The 16,519-nt window shown below is 56.2% G+C and carries 17 protein-coding genes and 1 tRNA gene; 10 read left to right on the forward strand and 8 right to left on the reverse strand.

Features of this window, described 5'->3' with window-relative positions:
• Positions 1-79 precede the first annotated feature (79 nt).
• The gene (locus BM007_RS06425) at positions 80-898 is read left to right on the forward strand and encodes a pyridoxal phosphatase (protein ID WP_048992107.1); all 819 of its coding nucleotides are present in this window, start codon (positions 80-82) and stop codon (positions 896-898) included.
• Here BM007_RS06425 and modC read toward each other — a convergent pair whose 3' ends face one another.
• The 4 genes from modC to BM007_RS06445 form a co-directional block, all read right to left on the reverse strand.
• The gene (gene modC, locus BM007_RS06430) at positions 899-1,957 is read right to left on the reverse strand and encodes a molybdenum ABC transporter ATP-binding protein ModC (protein WP_048992108.1); all 1,059 of its coding nucleotides are present in this window, start codon (positions 1,955-1,957) and stop codon (positions 899-901) included. It abuts the gene before it with no gap.
• A 2-nt stretch (positions 1,958-1,959) separates the two neighbouring features.
• On the reverse strand, positions 1,960-2,649 hold the full coding sequence (modB, locus tag BM007_RS06435) for a molybdate ABC transporter permease subunit (protein WP_061715733.1): 690 nt from the start codon (positions 2,647-2,649) through the stop codon (positions 1,960-1,962).
• Complete coding sequence (modA, locus tag BM007_RS06440; RefSeq protein ID WP_061715734.1) at positions 2,649-3,422, reverse strand: molybdate ABC transporter substrate-binding protein; 774 nt, start codon at positions 3,420-3,422, stop codon at positions 2,649-2,651. Before modA ends, modB begins: the two co-directional genes overlap by 1 nt.
• A 178-nt stretch (positions 3,423-3,600) precedes the next feature.
• The gene (locus BM007_RS06445; RefSeq protein WP_008501118.1) at positions 3,601-3,750 is read right to left on the reverse strand and encodes an AcrZ family multidrug efflux pump-associated protein; all 150 of its coding nucleotides are present in this window, start codon (positions 3,748-3,750) and stop codon (positions 3,601-3,603) included.
• A 127-nt stretch (positions 3,751-3,877) separates the two neighbouring features.
• On the opposite strand from BM007_RS06445, the gene modE reads away from it, so the two are divergent.
• The 7 genes from modE to gpmA all read left to right on the forward strand — a co-directional run bounded on the left by modE (position 3,878) and on the right by gpmA (position 11,626).
• Entirely contained in the window at positions 3,878-4,666 is a 789-nt protein-coding gene (gene modE / locus BM007_RS06450) for a molybdenum-dependent transcriptional regulator (protein ID WP_032649488.1), read from the forward strand.
• A 67-nt stretch (positions 4,667-4,733) separates the two neighbouring features.
• On the forward strand, positions 4,734-6,206 hold the full coding sequence (gene modF, locus BM007_RS06455) for a molybdate ABC transporter ATP-binding protein ModF (protein WP_090417756.1): 1,473 nt from the start codon (positions 4,734-4,736) through the stop codon (positions 6,204-6,206).
• A gap of 201 nt (positions 6,207-6,407) precedes the next feature.
• Positions 6,408-7,424, forward strand: a complete 1,017-nt coding sequence (gene galE, locus BM007_RS06460) for a UDP-glucose 4-epimerase GalE (protein WP_048992115.1) — start codon at positions 6,408-6,410, stop codon at positions 7,422-7,424.
• A 9-nt stretch (positions 7,425-7,433) separates the two neighbouring features.
• Entirely contained in the window at positions 7,434-8,480 is a 1,047-nt protein-coding gene (gene galT / locus BM007_RS06465) for a galactose-1-phosphate uridylyltransferase (RefSeq protein ID WP_090417759.1), read from the forward strand.
• A gap of 4 nt (positions 8,481-8,484) precedes the next feature.
• On the forward strand, positions 8,485-9,633 hold the full coding sequence (gene galK / locus BM007_RS06470) for a galactokinase (protein ID WP_090417761.1): 1,149 nt from the start codon (positions 8,485-8,487) through the stop codon (positions 9,631-9,633).
• Positions 9,627-10,667 carry a galactose-1-epimerase gene (gene galM / locus BM007_RS06475; protein ID WP_024908787.1) on the forward strand — a complete coding sequence of 347 codons (1,041 nt, stop codon included), beginning with the start codon at positions 9,627-9,629 and terminating at the stop codon, positions 10,665-10,667. The genes galK and galM overlap by 7 nt, the downstream gene beginning before the upstream one ends.
• A 206-nt stretch (positions 10,668-10,873) precedes the next feature.
• Positions 10,874-11,626, forward strand: coding sequence for a 2,3-diphosphoglycerate-dependent phosphoglycerate mutase (gene gpmA, locus BM007_RS06480; RefSeq protein ID WP_023310804.1), 753 nt, complete (start codon positions 10,874-10,876; stop codon positions 11,624-11,626).
• A gap of 61 nt (positions 11,627-11,687) precedes the next feature.
• On the opposite strand, the gene aroG is transcribed toward gpmA, so the two are convergent.
• A complete protein-coding gene (gene aroG / locus BM007_RS06485; RefSeq protein WP_024908788.1) occupies positions 11,688-12,740 on the reverse strand; it encodes a 3-deoxy-7-phosphoheptulonate synthase AroG in 1,053 nt (350 codons plus the stop codon).
• A gap of 304 nt (positions 12,741-13,044) precedes the next feature.
• Here aroG and BM007_RS06490 point away from each other — a divergent pair, with 304 nt between their 5' ends.
• Positions 13,045-13,425, forward strand: a complete 381-nt coding sequence (locus BM007_RS06490; protein ID WP_090417763.1) for a protein YbgS — start codon at positions 13,045-13,047, stop codon at positions 13,423-13,425.
• A 106-nt stretch (positions 13,426-13,531) separates the two neighbouring features.
• Complete coding sequence (zitB, locus tag BM007_RS06495) at positions 13,532-14,470, forward strand: CDF family zinc transporter ZitB (RefSeq protein ID WP_024908790.1); 939 nt, start codon at positions 13,532-13,534, stop codon at positions 14,468-14,470.
• Here the strand turns inward: zitB and pnuC are convergent.
• The 3 genes from pnuC to BM007_RS06510 all read right to left on the reverse strand — a co-directional run bounded on the left by pnuC (position 14,467) and on the right by BM007_RS06510 (position 16,519).
• Positions 14,467-15,186, reverse strand: coding sequence for a nicotinamide riboside transporter PnuC (gene pnuC, locus BM007_RS06500; RefSeq protein WP_024908791.1), 720 nt, complete (start codon positions 15,184-15,186; stop codon positions 14,467-14,469). The two genes, zitB and pnuC, sit on opposite strands and share 4 nt — an antisense overlap.
• 22 nt (positions 15,187-15,208) lie before the next feature.
• Positions 15,209-16,252, reverse strand: coding sequence for a quinolinate synthase NadA (gene nadA / locus BM007_RS06505; protein ID WP_090417765.1), 1,044 nt, complete (start codon positions 16,250-16,252; stop codon positions 15,209-15,211).
• Between the two features lie 191 nt (positions 16,253-16,443).
• Positions 16,444-16,519 (reverse strand) — tRNA-Lys (locus BM007_RS06510).

Genomic DNA, 16,519 nt, shown 5'->3' on the forward strand with positions numbered 1-16,519 from the left:
CGACAGGAGTTTTGAAGCATTCGCCTCTCGGTGTACCATCCCATCAAAACGTAAATTCAATATTAACCCGGGAAAACAGATGACCTCGCGTGTGATTGCTCTGGATTTAGACGGTACCTTACTGACGCCGCAAAAAACCCTTCTTCCCTCTTCTCTGGAAGCGCTTAAACGCGCACAGGAAGCGGGATATCAACTCCTTATCGTAACGGGTCGACATCACGTTGCCATTCACCCTTTTTATCAGGCACTGGCGTTAGATACACCTGCAATTTGTTGTAATGGCACCTATTTGTATGATTATCAGGCAAAAAAGGTTTTAGCATCCGACCCGCTGCCGGTTCCCCAGGCGCTGCAACTGATTGATCTGCTGGATGAGCATGCCGTTCACGGTCTGATGTACGTAGATAATGCGATGGTGTATGAGCGCCCTACCGGCCATGTGGTGCGCACCAGCAACTGGGCGTTGTCCCTGCCTGAAGCGCAGCGTCCGGTCTTTACCCAGGTTTCCTCCCTGCGTCAGGCGGCCCAGGACGTTGAGGCTATCTGGAAATTCGCCCTGACGGATGAAGACACCACCAAACTGAATGCCTTCGCAAAACACGTGGAACAGACGCTGGGTCTGGAGTGCGAATGGTCCTGGCACGATCAGGTGGATATTGCCCGCAAAGGCAACAGCAAAGGCAAACGGCTGACGCAGTACGTGGAATCGCAGGGCGGGTCAATGCAGGACGTGATCGCCTTCGGTGACAACTACAACGACATCAGCATGCTGGAAGCCGCCGGTACCGGCGTGGCGATGGGCAATGCCGACGACGCGGTCAAAGCGCGTGCTAACGTGGTGATCGGCGACAACACCACCGACAGCATCGCGCAGTACATTTATACCCACCTGCTGTAATCAGGCGGTGATCGAGACACTCTTGATTTGCGCGTAAAGCCACAGGCCGGGTTTGATCCCTAACTCATCCCTGGCCCACGGGCTGATGCGCGCCCAGAGCGTTCTGCTTCCCACTTCAAGCTTCACTTCCACCTGCCCGTTATCATCAAAACACTCCGCGACTTTGGCGCGCAGAATATTTCGAATACTGGTTTGCAGCGGCGGTTGCAGCACCAGCGAGACGTCCGACGCCTGAATGCGAATTCGCAGTACGGACTGTAACGGTTTATCAATCTTATTGACCCAAAGATGCTGGTCACCCAGCGCCAGGGCGGTCATCGCATAGTGCGGGTGGTGTTCCAACACGCTCACTTTCAGGATGCTGCTCTGCTGTTCCCGGGGTAACCACGGGTGCATTACGCTGCTGCCCCACACCTCTTCCAGGTTGCCGAAGGCCTTGACGCGACCCTCTTCCAGCACCAGCACCTTATCGGCCAGGTGGAGGATCTCATCCAGCGAATGGCTGACGTAGAGCATCGGAATATTAATCTCGCGCGTCAGCCGCTGTAGATAAGGCAGAAGTTCGCGTTTACGCGGAATATCCAGCGAGGCCAGCGGTTCGTCGAGCAGCAGCAGTTCGGGCGCGGTCAGCAACGCGCGGCCAATGGCCACGCGCTGCTTTTCTCCGCCGGAAAGCGAGGAAGGCAGCCTGTCGAGCAGAGGTTCAATGCCTAGAAGCGTTACCAGCTTCTCAAACTGCGAAGCCATGCTTTTCGCCATGCCGTAACGCAGATTGCCGCGCACGCTGTAGTGCGGGAATAAGCGCGCGTCCTGGAAAACATAGCCGATGCGGCGCTTATCCGGCGAGAGGTAAACCTTATTCTCCACGTCATTCAGGACGCGGTCATTCAGGACAATACGGCCTGACTGCGGGCGGGTCAGACCGCTGATGGCATTAATCAGCGACGTTTTTCCCGCCCCCGACACGCCAAAGATGGCGGTGATGCCGCTTGCCGGCAGCGTCTCGTTAAGCGTCAGGGTATGGTTTCCCAGCGTCTGGGTGAAATGGAGTTCCAGCATGCTTATTTCCCCATTCGCTCGCGGCTGAGCCGCGCCAGCCATTCAGACACCATTAGCGATGCCAGCGCCAGCACGATTGAAATAATACACAGCCGCGCCGCCGCGCCTTCACCGCCCGGCGTTTGAATCAGGGTATACATCGCAGACGGGATGGTTCGCGTCTCGCCGGGGATGTTCGACACAAACGTGATGGTCGCGCCAAACTCGCCCAGCGAACGGGCGAAGGCCAGCACCGTGCCAACAATAATGCCGGGTAACGTCAGGGGTAGCGTGATGGTGAAAAAGACGCGCCAGCGGCCTGCCCCCAGCGTGCGGGCCGCCTGTTCGAGCTTCATGTCCACGCCTTCCAGCGCGAGGCGGATCGCCCTCACCATCAGCGGGAATGACATCACCGCCGCCGCCAGTACCGCACCGCGCCAGCTAAACGCAAACGTCAGCCCAAACCAGTCGTAGAGCTTCTCGCCGATAAAACCGCGCCGCCCCATCGAAATCAGCAGCAGGTAACCGACCACCACGGGCGGCAACACGAGCGGAAGATGAAGCACGCTGTCGAGCAGCGCTTTGCCGGGAAACTGACAGCGAACCAGTAACCAGGCAAAGAAGATCCCAAAGGGCAAACTCAGCGCAACCGCCAGGGAAGAGACTTTAAGGCTCAGCAGAACAGCCTGCCATTCAGGATCGGTCAATATCATCAGTGAGTCGTAAATCCGTAACGTTTAAAGATTGCGGACGCTTCCGGCCCCTTCAGGTAATCGCGGAAGGCCGTCACAGTCGCATTTTTATGTCCATCAACAATCGCAACAGGATATTCCACTTTCTTGTGGGAGTCTTCCGGGAACGTTGCGACCACTTTTACACCTTTACTGGCAACCGCATCAGAGCCATACACAATGCCCAGCGGGGCTTCGTTGCGTTCCACCAGTGCCAGCGCGCCGCGGACATCTTCCGCCGGAGCCAGCTTCGGCGACAATGTCTCCCATGCGCCCAGCTTTTGCAGCGCTTCTTTGGCATAAATACCGGCCGGAACGTGCTCCGGATCGCCCACCGCCAGACGGCCACCGTTCAGCAGGCTCGTCCAGTTGGTCTCTTTGTTGATGGTAATGTCCGCCTGGGCGCTGGCTTTTGGCGCCACGACAACCAGGCTATTCCCCAGCAGCGTTTCGCGGGTTGCCGCATCAATCGCTTTCTTCTCCACCGCGTAATCCATCCACTTTTGATCGGCAGAGATGAACAGATCCGCCGGTGCGCCCGCTTCTATCTGGCGCGCCAGCGTCGAGGAAGAGGCAAAAGAGGAGACCACCTCGACGTTTTTCTCTTTTTTATACGCCGCCGCGATATCCTGCAGCGCGTTGGTCAGCGACGCCGCCGCAAAGACCGTGATTTTACCGTCGTCCGCCAGCGCGTGGCCGGTAAGTGAAAGCGTCAGCGTTGCCCCTGCGAAAAGGCGTACCCAGGTACGTGCCATTTTTAACTCCTGTGAGTAGCGTTATATACATATTAATATAACGGTAACGTCAGGGAGATCCCAGCGTTAAATCGTACCGCTGAAGAGGTAAACAGGTGTGATACGTTAAATATTATCGGCGAAAACGGGAAAATCTTGAGAGCAAAACGCCCGGGCAAGCCGGGCGTTTTGTGGGGAATCAATGCTGCTTTTTAGCCTGGTCTCTGTGACCAATGTTCGAAAAGACGTTGAACACTTCACCCAGGCCGTAGATGGCACCGAGGATGATGGCCATCACTACTGGTACCATGATCACGGCGAATACCAGACTTTTCAACAACTCTAACATGGTTTTCTCCAGATATTGTGAATAGCTTATTCTACCCTTTCAAGTGAGAAAAACATCCCCTTTTGTGCGGTACTCTTTGCGCCCTGCACCATTTGGGTCACAATACTCTTTTTGCCAGGACACTGTTATGCAGGCCGAAATTCTTCTCACACTCCGACTTCAGCAAAAGCTTTTCGCCGATCCGCGACGTATCGCCCTGCTTAAACAAATAGAACAAACAGGCTCGATTAGCCAAGGGGCGAAAAACGCGGGCATCAGCTATAAAAGCGCCTGGGACGCCATCAACGAGATGAACACCCTGAGCGAACAGCCGCTGGTAGACAGAGCCACGGGCGGCAAAGGCGGCGGCGGTGCAATCGTGACACGTTACGGTCAGCGCCTTATTCAGCTTTACGATCTGCTGGCCCGAATCCAGCAAAAAGCGTTTGATGTGTTGAGCGACGACGACGACGTTCCGCTGGACAGTTTGCTGGCCGCCATTTCCCGCTTCTCATTACAAACCAGCGCCCGCAACCAGTGGTTTGGCACGGTGACGGCGCGCGATAATCTGCAGGTACAGCAGCATATTGAAATCCTGCTTGCCGATGGCACTACCCGTCTGAAAGCCGCCATAACGGCGCAGAGTGCAGAGCGCCTTGAGCTGGACGAAGGGAAAGAGGTGCTGGTGCTGCTGAAAGCACCGTGGGTCAATATCACGCGCGATCCCGACACCGCAAAGGCAGCAGATAACCAGCTGCAGGGCGCAATTAGCCATATCGAACGCGGCCAGGCGCAGTGCGAAGTGCTGATGACCCTGGCAGACGGGCAACGGCTTTGCGCGACAATACCGCTTAGCGAGGCGGACGGTTTAGAAGAAGGTACTGTCGTCACCGCCTGGTTCAACGCAGATCGGGTGATTATCGCCACATTGTGCTGAGCACATTGACAATCGCGCCGACAGTGCGTATCCCTGATATCTATTGCTGCAAAAACAGGGATAAATCATGTCATCATTGCATATTTCGCAAGGCACGTTTCGTCTTAGCGATACCCGAACGCTGACGATTGCTGATTTGACAATACGCGCAGGTGAAAGCTGGGCGTTTGTCGGCACTAACGGCAGCGGTAAATCTGCGCTGGCCCGCGCGCTGGCGGGCGAGCTCAACCTCCTCAAGGGCGAATACCAGAGCACCTTTACGCGCCTGACGCGCCTGTCGTTTGAACAACTGCAAAAGCTGGTCAGCGACGAGTGGCAGCGCAACAACACCGATTTACTCAGCCCTGGCGAAGACGATACCGGCCGTACGACGGCAGAAATTATTCAGGATGAGGTGAAAGACCCCGCCCGCTGTCAGCGCCTGGCAGAACGGTTCGGTATCACCGCCCTGCTGAACCGGCGCTTTAAATACCTTTCGACCGGCGAGACGCGGAAAACGCTGCTTTGTCAGGCGCTGATGAGCGAGCCTGACCTTCTTATTCTGGACGAACCGTTCGACGGTCTTGACGTGCAGTCCCGTGCGCAGCTGGCGTCCCTGCTGGCATCGCTTAATCAGCAGGGATATACCCTGGTGCTGGTACTTAACCGCTTCGATGAAATTCCGGACTTTATCCAGCACGCGGGCGTACTGGCCGACTGTAACCTGACCGAGACCGGCAAAAAAACCGCGCTGCTTAAGCAGGCGCTGATTGCCCAGCTCGCGCACAGCGAACAGCTTGATGGTATTACCCTTCCGGAACCCGACGCCCCTTCGGCCCGCCATGCGCTTGACCCCCACCAGCCGCGCATCGTGCTGCGGGATGGGATGGTCTCTTATGACGATCGCCCGATCCTTAACCGTCTAAGCTGGACGGTCAATCCAGGCGAGCACTGGCAGATTGTCGGCCCTAACGGCGCGGGAAAATCAACGCTGCTTAGCCTGATCACCGGCGATCACCCGCAGGGCTATAGCAACGATCTGACGCTGTTCGGTCGGCGTCGCGGCAGCGGCGAAACCATCTGGGATATTAAAAAACATATCGGCTATGTCAGCAGCAGCCTGCATCTGGATTACCGGGTCAGTACCACGGTACGCAACGTGATCCTCTCCGGCTATTTTGATTCCATCGGTATTTATCAGGCGGTGTCGGACAAACAGCACAAGCTGGCCCAGCAGTGGCTGGATATCCTGGGCATGGACAACCGGGTCGCTGACGCACCGTTTCATAGTCTGTCGTGGGGGCAGCAGCGTCTGGCCCTGATCGTTCGCGCGCTGGTAAAACACCCTACGCTGCTGATCCTCGACGAACCGCTGCAGGGACTCGATCCGCTGAACCGACAGCTTATCCGCCGCTTTGTGGACGTGCTGATTAGCGAAGGTGAAACGCAGCTGCTTTTCGTTTCACACCATGCCGAAGATGCCCCCTCCTGCATCACCCATCGGCTGGAGTTTGTTCCGGACGGTGAGCAGTATCGTTATCTGCAAAGCAAAATCGATTAACCCCCGGAGGGCACCGCCCTCCGTTTTTCAGATAACCTGCACTAAGACATTGCTATCCCGTTGATCTACAATGCCCCGCAGCGGCTGATAATCGGACTTTAAAAACAGTGTAAACGATTCCACTATTTTATCCCATGTCACACTTTTCGCGTCTCTGTTATGCTATGGTTATTACATACCATAAGCCCAATGGAGCGAAATATGCGAGTTCTGGTAACAGGTGGTAGCGGTTACATAGGTAGTCATACCTGCGTGCAACTGCTGCAAAACGGTCACGACGTCATCATCCTCGACAACCTGTGCAACAGTAAGCGCAGCGTGCTGCCTGTGATTGAACGTCTTGGCGGTAAACAACCGACTTTTGTAGAAGGCGACATCCGCAACGAAGCGCTGATGACCGAGATCCTTCACGACCACGCCATCGAAGCGGTGATCCACTTCGCAGGTCTGAAAGCGGTCGGTGAATCCGTTGCGAAACCGCTCGAGTATTACGACAACAACGTCAACGGTACTCTGCGTCTCATCTCCGCCATGCGTGCGGCCAACGTCAAAAACTTCATCTTTAGCTCTTCGGCTACCGTCTACGGCGATCAGCCCAAAATCCCTTACGTTGAAAGCTTCCCAACCGGGACACCGCAAAGTCCGTACGGCAAAAGCAAACTGATGGTGGAGCAGATCCTGACCGACCTGCAAAAAGCGCAGCCGGAGTGGAGCATCGCGCTGCTGCGCTACTTCAACCCGGTCGGCGCCCATCCGTCCGGCGATATGGGTGAAGATCCGCAGGGCATCCCGAACAACCTGATGCCGTATATCGCGCAGGTTGCCGTGGGTCGCCGCGACTCGCTGGCGATTTTTGGCAATGACTACCCTACCCAAGACGGCACCGGCGTGCGTGACTACATCCACGTCATGGATCTGGCCGACGGCCACGTGGCGGCGATGCAGCAGCTGGCCAACAAGCCGGGCGTGCATATTTACAACCTCGGCGCCGGGGTCGGCAGCAGCGTGCTGGACGTGGTTAACGCCTTCAGCAAAGCCTGCGGTAAGCCGGTGAGCTACCACTTCGCACCGCGTCGTGATGGCGACCTGCCTGCTTACTGGGCCGATGCCACCAAAGCCGACAAAGAGCTTAACTGGCGTGTCACGCGCACGCTTGATGAAATGGCACAGGATACCTGGCACTGGCAGTCACGCCACCCGCAGGGCTATCCGGACTAAGGATCCGTCATGAAGCAATTTAATCCCGTCGATCATCCGCATCGTCGTTTTAACCCGTTAAGCGGGCAATGGATTTTGGTTTCTCCGCATCGCGCCAAGCGCCCCTGGCAGGGGGCGCAGGAAACGCCTGCGAAACAAACGCTGCCACAGCACGACCCAGACTGCTTCCTCTGTCCGGGCAACACGCGCGTCACCGGGGATAAAAACCCGGACTACAAAGGCACCTTCGTCTTCACCAACGATTTTGCCGCCCTGATGACCGACACCCCGGACGCGCCGGAAAGCCACGACCCGCTGATGCGCTGCGAAAGCGCGCGCGGAACCAGCCGCGTGATCTGCTTCTCCCCCGATCACAGCAAAACGCTGCCGGAGCTGAGCGTGGAAGCGCTGAAAGAGGTGGTAAGCACCTGGCAGGCGCAAACCGCCGAGCTGGGTCAAACTTACCCGTGGGTGCAGGTGTTCGAAAACAAAGGTGCGGCAATGGGCTGCTCTAACCCGCATCCGCACGGCCAGGTCTGGGCGAACAGCTTCCTGCCTAACGAAGCCGAGCGTGAAGACCGTCTGCAAAAAGCGTATTACGCGGAAAACGGTTCCCCAATGCTGGTCGATTACACCCGCCGTGAGCTGGCCGACGGCAGCCGCACCGTGGTGGAAACCGAACACTGGCTGGCCGTCGTGCCTTACTGGGCTGCCTGGCCGTTTGAAACGCTGCTGCTGCCGAAAGCACACGTACAGCGCATCACCGATCTCAGCGACGCGCAGCGTGACGACCTTGCTCTGGCGCTGAAAAAGCTGACCAGTCGTTACGACAACCTGTTCCAGTGCTCCTTCCCGTACTCCATGGGCTGGCACGGCGCCCCGTTTAACGGCGAAGAGAATCTACACTGGCAGCTGCACGCCCATTTCTATCCGCCGCTGCTGCGCTCTGCGACGGTGCGTAAATTTATGGTGGGCTATGAAATGCTGGCGGAAACCCAGCGTGACCTGACGGCGGAACAGGCGGCAGAACGTCTGCGTGCCGTTAGCGACGTCCACTATCGCGAATCAGGAGTCTAAAAAAATGAGTCTGAAAGATAAAACACAATCCCTGTTTGCTGAAAAATTTGGCTACCCTGCCACCCACGTTATCCTGGCCCCTGGCCGCGTCAACCTGATTGGTGAACACACCGACTATAACGACGGTTTCGTCCTGCCGTGCGCCATCGATTACCAGACGGTGATCAGCTGTGCGAAGCGCGACGACCGCCAGGTTCGCGTGATTGCGGCGGATTACGGTAATGAGACGGACGCGTTTTCTCTCGATGCCCCGATTGTGACGCACGACAGCCAGCAGTGGTCAAACTACGTGCGCGGCGTGGTGAAGCATCTGCAGAAGCGCAACAAAAACTTTGGCGGCGCAGATTTAGTTATCAGCGGCAACGTGCCGCAGGGCGCGGGCTTAAGCTCCTCTGCGTCTCTGGAAGTCGCCGTGGGTACCGTGTTCCAGCAGCTTTATCATTTGCCGCTGGATGGCGCGCAAATCGCCCTGAATGGTCAGGAAGCGGAAAACCAGTTCGTGGGCTGTAACTGCGGCATTATGGACCAGCTGATCTCCGCCCTAGGCAAAAAAGAACACGCGCTGCTGATCGACTGCCGCTCGCTGGGCACTAAAGCCGTTCCCCTGCCAAAAGGCGCGGCTGTGGTAATCATCAACAGCAACTTTAAGCGCACGCTGGTGGGCAGCGAGTACAACACCCGCCGCCAACAGTGCGAAACCGGTGCCCGCTTCTTCCAGCAGCCCGCCCTGCGCGACGTAACGCTCAATGAATTTAACAAAGTGGCGCACGAGCTGGATCCGGTCGTTGCCAGGCGCGTTCGTCACGTGCTGACGGAAAATGCCCGTACCGTTGAAGCCGCCTCCGCGCTGGCGAAAGGCGACCTGAAACGTATGGGTGAGCTGATGGCGGAATCTCACGCCTCCATGCGCGATGATTTTGAAATCACCGTTCCACAGATCGACACCCTGGTGGACATCGTCAAAGCCACCATCGGCGATAAAGGTGGCGTGCGCATGACGGGCGGCGGTTTTGGCGGCTGCGTCGTTGCGCTGGTGCCTGAAGAGCTGGTTCCTGCCCTACAGGATGCCGTGGCGAAGCAGTACGAAGCAAAAACAGGTATCAAAGAAACCTTCTATGTTTGCAAAGCATCACAAGGAGCCGGACAGTGCTAAACGAAACACCTACCCTTGCACCGGATGGTCTGCCGTATCGCCTGTTAACCCTGCGCAACCGCGCAGGGATGGTCGTTACGGTGATGGACTGGGGGGCAACCCTTCTTTCTGCCCGCGTACCGATGCCGGACGGCAGCGTACGCGAAACCCTGCTGGGCTGCGCCTCGCCTGAGCAGTACGTCAATCAGTCCGCCTATCTGGGCGCGTCCGTTGGGCGCTATGCTAACCGCATCGCGAAGAGCCGTTTTGAACTCGACGGCGTGCAGTACGCCCTGCTTCCAAGCCAGGGTGAGAACCAGCTGCACGGCGGACCGGACGGGTTTGATAAACGCCGCTGGAAGATTGTTCGTCAAAACGACGGGGAAGTGCTGTTCTCGCTGGATTCGCCTGACGGCGATCAGGGCTTCCCGGGGAATCTTATCGCGTCCGCGCGCTTTACGCTGACCGACGACAACCGTATCGCCATTGAATACCGTGCGACGGTCGACAAGCCGTGTCCGGTCAACCTGACCAATCACGCGTACTTTAATCTGGACGGTAACCAGTGCGACGTGCGTAACCACAGGCTGCAGATCCTGGCGGATGCCTGGCTGCCGGTTGACGAGATGGGCATTCCGCATCAGGGCCTCAAAGACGTGAGCGGCACCAGCTTTGACTTCCGCAGCGCGAAAACGATCGCCCAGGATTTCCTGAGCGATGACGATCAGCGCAAGGTGAAAGGCTACGACCACGCGTTCCTGCTACAGGCCAAAGGTGATGTGAAACAACCTGCCGCACAGGTCTGGTCTGCGGATGAGAAGCTGCAGATGACGGTGTATACCACTGCCCCTGCCCTGCAGTTCTACTCAGGTAACTATCTCGGCGGAACGACGGCGCGCGAACACGAAGAGTACAGCGACTGGCAAGGCCTGGCACTGGAGAGCGAGTTCCTGCCGGACAGCCCGAACCATCCGGAATGGCCCCAGCCAGACTGCGTGCTGCGCCCGGGTGAAGAGTACGTTAGCGTCACAGAGTATCATTTCATTCCGCATTGATTTCCAGCCCTCCCATCGGAGGGCTTTTTTCTGCGCGCCTTGCTGAAAATAGCGCCGATCGCAGACAAAATCATAACCCTGGATTCACAAGCATCTTACACTCAGAGACTATTTTCGCTATGGTTAGGGTTAAGCGTTGCTGGTGGCACGGCCACGGCAATATAATGAGAATTGTTATCATTCTAAAAATGCTTGAGGAGTAAGAGATGGCTATAACTAAGCTGGTCCTGGTGCGTCACGGCGAAAGCCAGTGGAACAACGAAAACCGCTTTACCGGTTGGTACGACGTTGATCTGTCTGAGAAAGGCGTAAGCGAAGCAAAAGCAGCAGGTAAACTGCTGAAGGAAGAAGGCTTCAGCTTTGATTTTGCTTACACCTCTGTGCTGAAACGTGCCATCCACACCCTGTGGAACGTGCTGGACGAACTGGATCAGGCCTGGCTGCCGGTTGAGAAGTCCTGGAAACTGAACGAACGTCACTACGGTGCGCTGCAGGGCCTGAACAAAGCGGAAACCGCTGAGAAATATGGCGACGAGCAGGTTAAACAGTGGCGTCGCGGCTTCGCAATCACCCCGCCAGAGCTGACCAAAGATGACGAGCGTTACCCGGGCCACGACCCGCGTTACGCTAAGCTGACCGACGCTGAGCTGCCAACCACCGAGAGCCTGGCGCTGACCATCGACCGCGTTGTGCCTTACTGGAACGAAACCATTCTGCCACGCCTGAAAAGCGGCGAGCGCGTGATCATCGCGGCTCACGGTAACTCCCTGCGCGCGCTGGTGAAATACCTGGACAACATGGGTGAAGACGAAATCCTCGAACTGAACATCCCAACTGGCGTACCGCTGGTGTATGAGTTCGACGAAAACTTCAAGCCAATCAAACATTACTATCTGGGTAACGCGGAAGAGATCGCGGCGAAAGCAGCGGCTGTCGCGAACCAGGGTAAAGCGAAGTAATTTTCGCCAGACATAAAAAAAGCGCGGAGCCTTCCGCGCTTTTTTATTTGTGCCTGATAATTCAGCCGCGACGCGCTTTTACCGCATTCGCCAGCTGACGCAGGATGGTATCGGTATCGTCCCAGCCGATGCAGGCATCGGTCACGCTTTTGCCATACACCAGCGGCTCGCTGCCTTCCAGATTCTGGTTACCTTCAACCAGATGGCTTTCGATCATCACCCCAATCACCGCCTTCTCACCGCCGGCAATCTGCTGACAGACGTCTGCGCCCACTTCCATCTGCTTTTTAAACTGCTTGCTGGAGTTGGCGTGGCTGAAATCGATCATCACCTGCGGTGGCAGCCCGGCTTTTTCCAGCCCGACCTTCACTTCTGCCACGTGTTTTGCGCTGTAGTTCGGCTCTTTGCCGCCGCGCAGAATGATATGGCAGTCGCCGTTACCGCTGGTGTTAACGATGGCGGAATGACCCCATTTGGTCACCGACAGGAAGCAGTGCGGTGCACCTGCAGCATTGATAGCGTCAATGGCGACCTTGATGGTGCCGTCAGTGCCGTTTTTGAAGCCCACCGGACAAGAGAGACCGGACGCCAGCTCGCGGTGCACCTGAGATTCAGTGGTACGGGCACCAATTGCGCCCCAGCTCATCAGGTCTGCCAGGTATTGTGGCGTAATCATGTCCAGGAATTCACCGGCCGCAGGCAGGCCGCTGTCGTTGATCTCCAGCAGCAGCTTGCGCGCAATGCGCAGACCGTCGTTGATCTGGAAGCTGTTGTCCATGTGCGGGTCGTTAATCAGCCCTTTCCAGCCCACGGTGGTGCGCGGTTTTTCAAAGTAGACGCGCATGACGATTTCCAGCTCGTCCTTCAGCTCTTCACGCAGGGTGAGCAGACGGGCAGCGTATTCTTTCGCGGCTGCAGGATCGTGAATGGAGCACGGGCCAATCACCACCAGAAGACGATCGTCATTACCTTTCAGGATCTTATGGATCGCTTTACGTGCATGAGAAACCGTGTTTGCGGCATTTTCAGTGGCGGGGAATTTCTCAAGGAGCGCTACAGGAGGTAATAACTCATTGATCTCTTTAATGCGTAAATCGTCGTTCTGATAATTCATTTTCTTTCCAGCTCTGCCATATCTTTAGTAATGAAAGCAATCCTTTCAATCTATCTTGTCGACCAGGAAGTGTAAACACGGTTTTACACTTCACGCAGATAATTCCTGGAATTCGCCTAAAAATCGCCACAAAATAGCGAAAAATGAGATCTAACCTAAGCTTTTTAACTGTAACAACCAATTTTACACGCTTAAACGCGATTCCCTACTGACGTAAGTCCGTAAGGCGGAATCTTTCGCCTCTGAAAAAGATGCACTGTTGGAGAATGTTATCCAGCGTAACGACAAGAACAGGAGCACCATGATGAAAATGACAAAACTGGCAACCCTCTTCCTGACCGCCACACTCACTCTGGCCAGCGGCAGCGTCCTGGCCGCGGAAACGGGCACATCAGACAGCAACGGGGATGCAAATGCGGCTGCGGCAGCAGGCCAGCCCGCCCCGGATGCGAAACAGAATATCGCCCCGAATAATGTCGACAACAACCAGATCGATACCGGGAACACCAACACCGGCGGCACGATGCTGCATCCCAACGGCAGCGGTTCCGGCACCATGAATCATGACAATATGAGTTCGGATGAGGTTCATAAGAACTCGATGTGTAAGGACGGCAAATGCCCGGACCCTAACGACAAAGTGGGTAACGACGCCAATACCAAAACTGATGGCACCACCCAGTAATTTGTTATGAACCGTCAGAAAAAGGAGAGCCCAGGCTCTCCTTTCTTTTTGGAGTAAGCTATTAAAAACGCTACACTAAAAACAATAACACATCAGGAAAGCAGACATGGCGCACTCCCATTCCCACTCACACTCTCCTGGCAACGACAACGCTAAACGACTGATGCTGGCCTTTGGCGTCACGGCAACGTTTATGGTTATCGAGGTCATTGGCGGCCTGGTTTCCGGCTCTCTGGCGCTTCTGGCCGATGCCGGACATATGCTGACCGATGCCGCAGCGCTGCTCTTCGCCCTGCTGGCGGTGCAGTTCGCGCGTCGTCCACCAAATGCCCGCCACACATTCGGCTGGCTGAGGCTGACCACCCTGGCCGCGTTTGTTAACGCCATTGCGCTGGTGGTCATTACCGTGCTTATCGTCTGGGAGGCCGTACAGCGCTTCCGGCATCCTCAGCCGATCGCCGGAGCGACCATGATGGTGATTGCCGTGGCAGGGCTGCTGGCGAATATCCTGGCCTTCTGGATTCTGCACCGCGGCAGCGGAGAAAAGAACCTCAACGTGCGCGCGGCAGCGCTGCATGTTCTGGGGGATTTACTCGGTTCCGTCGGGGCGATTGTCGCCGCGCTGGTGATCCTCTATACCGGCTGGACGCCTGTCGATCCGATTCTGTCCGTGCTGGTGTCGTGTCTGGTCTTACGCAGTGCCTGGCGGCTGTTGAAGGAGAGCGTGAATGAACTGCTCGAAGGGGCACCGGCATCCATGGATATCGACGAACTGAAGCGCAACTTGCGCCGTTCAGTCCCGGAAGTCCGCAATGTTCATCATGTGCACGTCTGGCTGGTGGGGGAAAAACCGGTCATGACACTGCACGTCCAGGTGATCCCGCCTCACGACCATGATGCGCTGCTGGAACGCATCCAGCATTTTCTTGAGCATCACTACGAAATTGGCCACTCCACCATCCAGATGGAGTATCAGCCCTGTAACGGGCCGGACTGCCACCTTAACGAGGCGCAGTCCGGACATTCACATCATCATCACCACTAGCTGGAAAGCGCGTGAGAGCCTCGCTCACGCGCGCTGTTAATCCACATCCGGCTGCCGTTCAGCGCAATGAAGGTCAGCAGCAGATATTCCAGCGACATCGCATAGACGCCCTGCAGGGCGAAGATCGCCACGCTGATCACGTTGATGATGACCCACAGCAACCAGTTCTCAACGTATTTACGGGTCATCAGGATCATCGCCGCAATCGACAGCACCATCATGCAGGAATCCCAGAACGGGAAAGCATCCGGCTGCAGCTCTGGCATCGTCACGTTCAGGCCGATACCGGACATGACCGAAACGGCGACGCGGGTCAGGAACGCAAACACCGGGTTGATGTAGACGGTCATTAAGCCAATGGCCACCACGCAGGCGACGAACCAGGCGATGGCTTTCGGCAAGGGCAGCCAGCGGATCTGCAGCTCTGCCTCCTGCTGGCTGTTCTGACGCGACCACGCGTACCAGCCGTAGATATTGGCGGCGAAGAAGAACAGCTGTAAAAGCAGGCTGGCGTAAAGCTGGATCTGGAAGAAGATAATCGCAAACAGCGTGACGTTAATCAGCCCGAACGCATAGTTGCTGATCTTCTCCAGGCTTGCCAGCCAGATACAGAGTAATCCCGCCAGCGTGCCAACGGCCTCAATCCATGACAGGTCATAGCCACCTGCACCAATCGGTATATGAACCAGAATGTTATGTGTGCTAAAAAAATCCATCTTTTCTCCGCGGCGTGTTGAATTAAGTACGTAGTGTAGCCGCAAAATCCAGCATGCGGTTAAGCGGAATCAACGCCCCTTCACGCAGAGAGGCATCCACATGGATTTCATGTGCTGCACCGCCTGTCTCGAGCCCTTCGGCAATGGCCTTCAGGCCGTTCATCGCCATCCACGGGCAATGGGCACAGCTGCGACACGTTGCGCCCTCACCCGCCGTTGGCGCTTCAAGGAGCTCTTTCTCCGGCACGGCCTGCTGCATCTTATAGAAGATACCGCGATCGGTCGCGACAATGAGCTGCTTGTGAGGCAACGTCCTGGCCGCGTTGATAAGCTGGCTGGTTGAGCCCACGGCATCCGCCATGTCGACAATAGACTGCGGTGACTCAGGGTGAACAAGAATGGCGGCATCAGGATAAAGTGCCTTCATGCGCGCCAGCGCCTGGGTTTTGAATTCATCATGCACGATGCAGGCGCCCTGCCAGCAGAGAACGTCAGCCCCCGTCTGCTTCTGGACATAATTTCCAAGATGACGATCTGGCGCCCAGATAATTTTCTCTCCCAGGCTGTCCAGATGTTCAATCAGCTCAACGGCGATGCTCGACGTGACTACCCAGTCGGCCCGCGCTTTTACCGCCGCAGAGGTGTTGGCGTAAACCACCACGGTCCGATCGGGGTGGGCGTCACAGAAGGCCGTGAATTCGTCAATCGGACAGCCCAGATCCAGCGAACACTCTGCGTTAAGCGTGGGCATCAGAATGGTTTTTTCAGGGCTCAGGATCTTTGCCGTTTCGCCCATAAAACGCACGCCAGCAACCAGTAGCGTGGAAGCGGGGTGTCGTGCACCGAAGCGTGCCATCTCCAGTGAGTCAGAAATGCAGCCTCCGGTCTCTTCAGCCAGCTGCTGAATTTCCGGGTCGGTGTAGTAATGGGCCACCATTACCGCATCGCGCTCTTTAAGAAGACGTTTGATCTTCTCGCGGTAGAATTGCTTTTCATCCTGGCTCAGCGGGACAGGCTTTGGCGGAAACGGATAGATTGCGGCTTCAGGATCAAACATCACACTCATTATGGCTTCTCGTTTTACTGGCTTAACAATATTGCCTTTCTTTTGCCTGACATAGCAAAACGCGTGGCAATTGTGTTTTGTATACTAAACAAGATAGCGAATCTGGAGTGAAAAGTCACCGGGAATAGATGGGCGGAGCATTTGTTGTACCGCAGATAGCAAAAAGGCGCCTTTAGGGCGCCTTTCTACACTGGTGGGTCGTGCAGGATTCGAACCTGCGACCAATTGATTAAAAGTCAACTGCTCTACCAACTGAGCTAACGACCC

Source organism: Enterobacter sp. NFIX59, assembly GCF_900113755.1.
GTDB classification, from domain to species: domain Bacteria; phylum Pseudomonadota; class Gammaproteobacteria; order Enterobacterales; family Enterobacteriaceae; genus Enterobacter; species Enterobacter pseudoroggenkampii.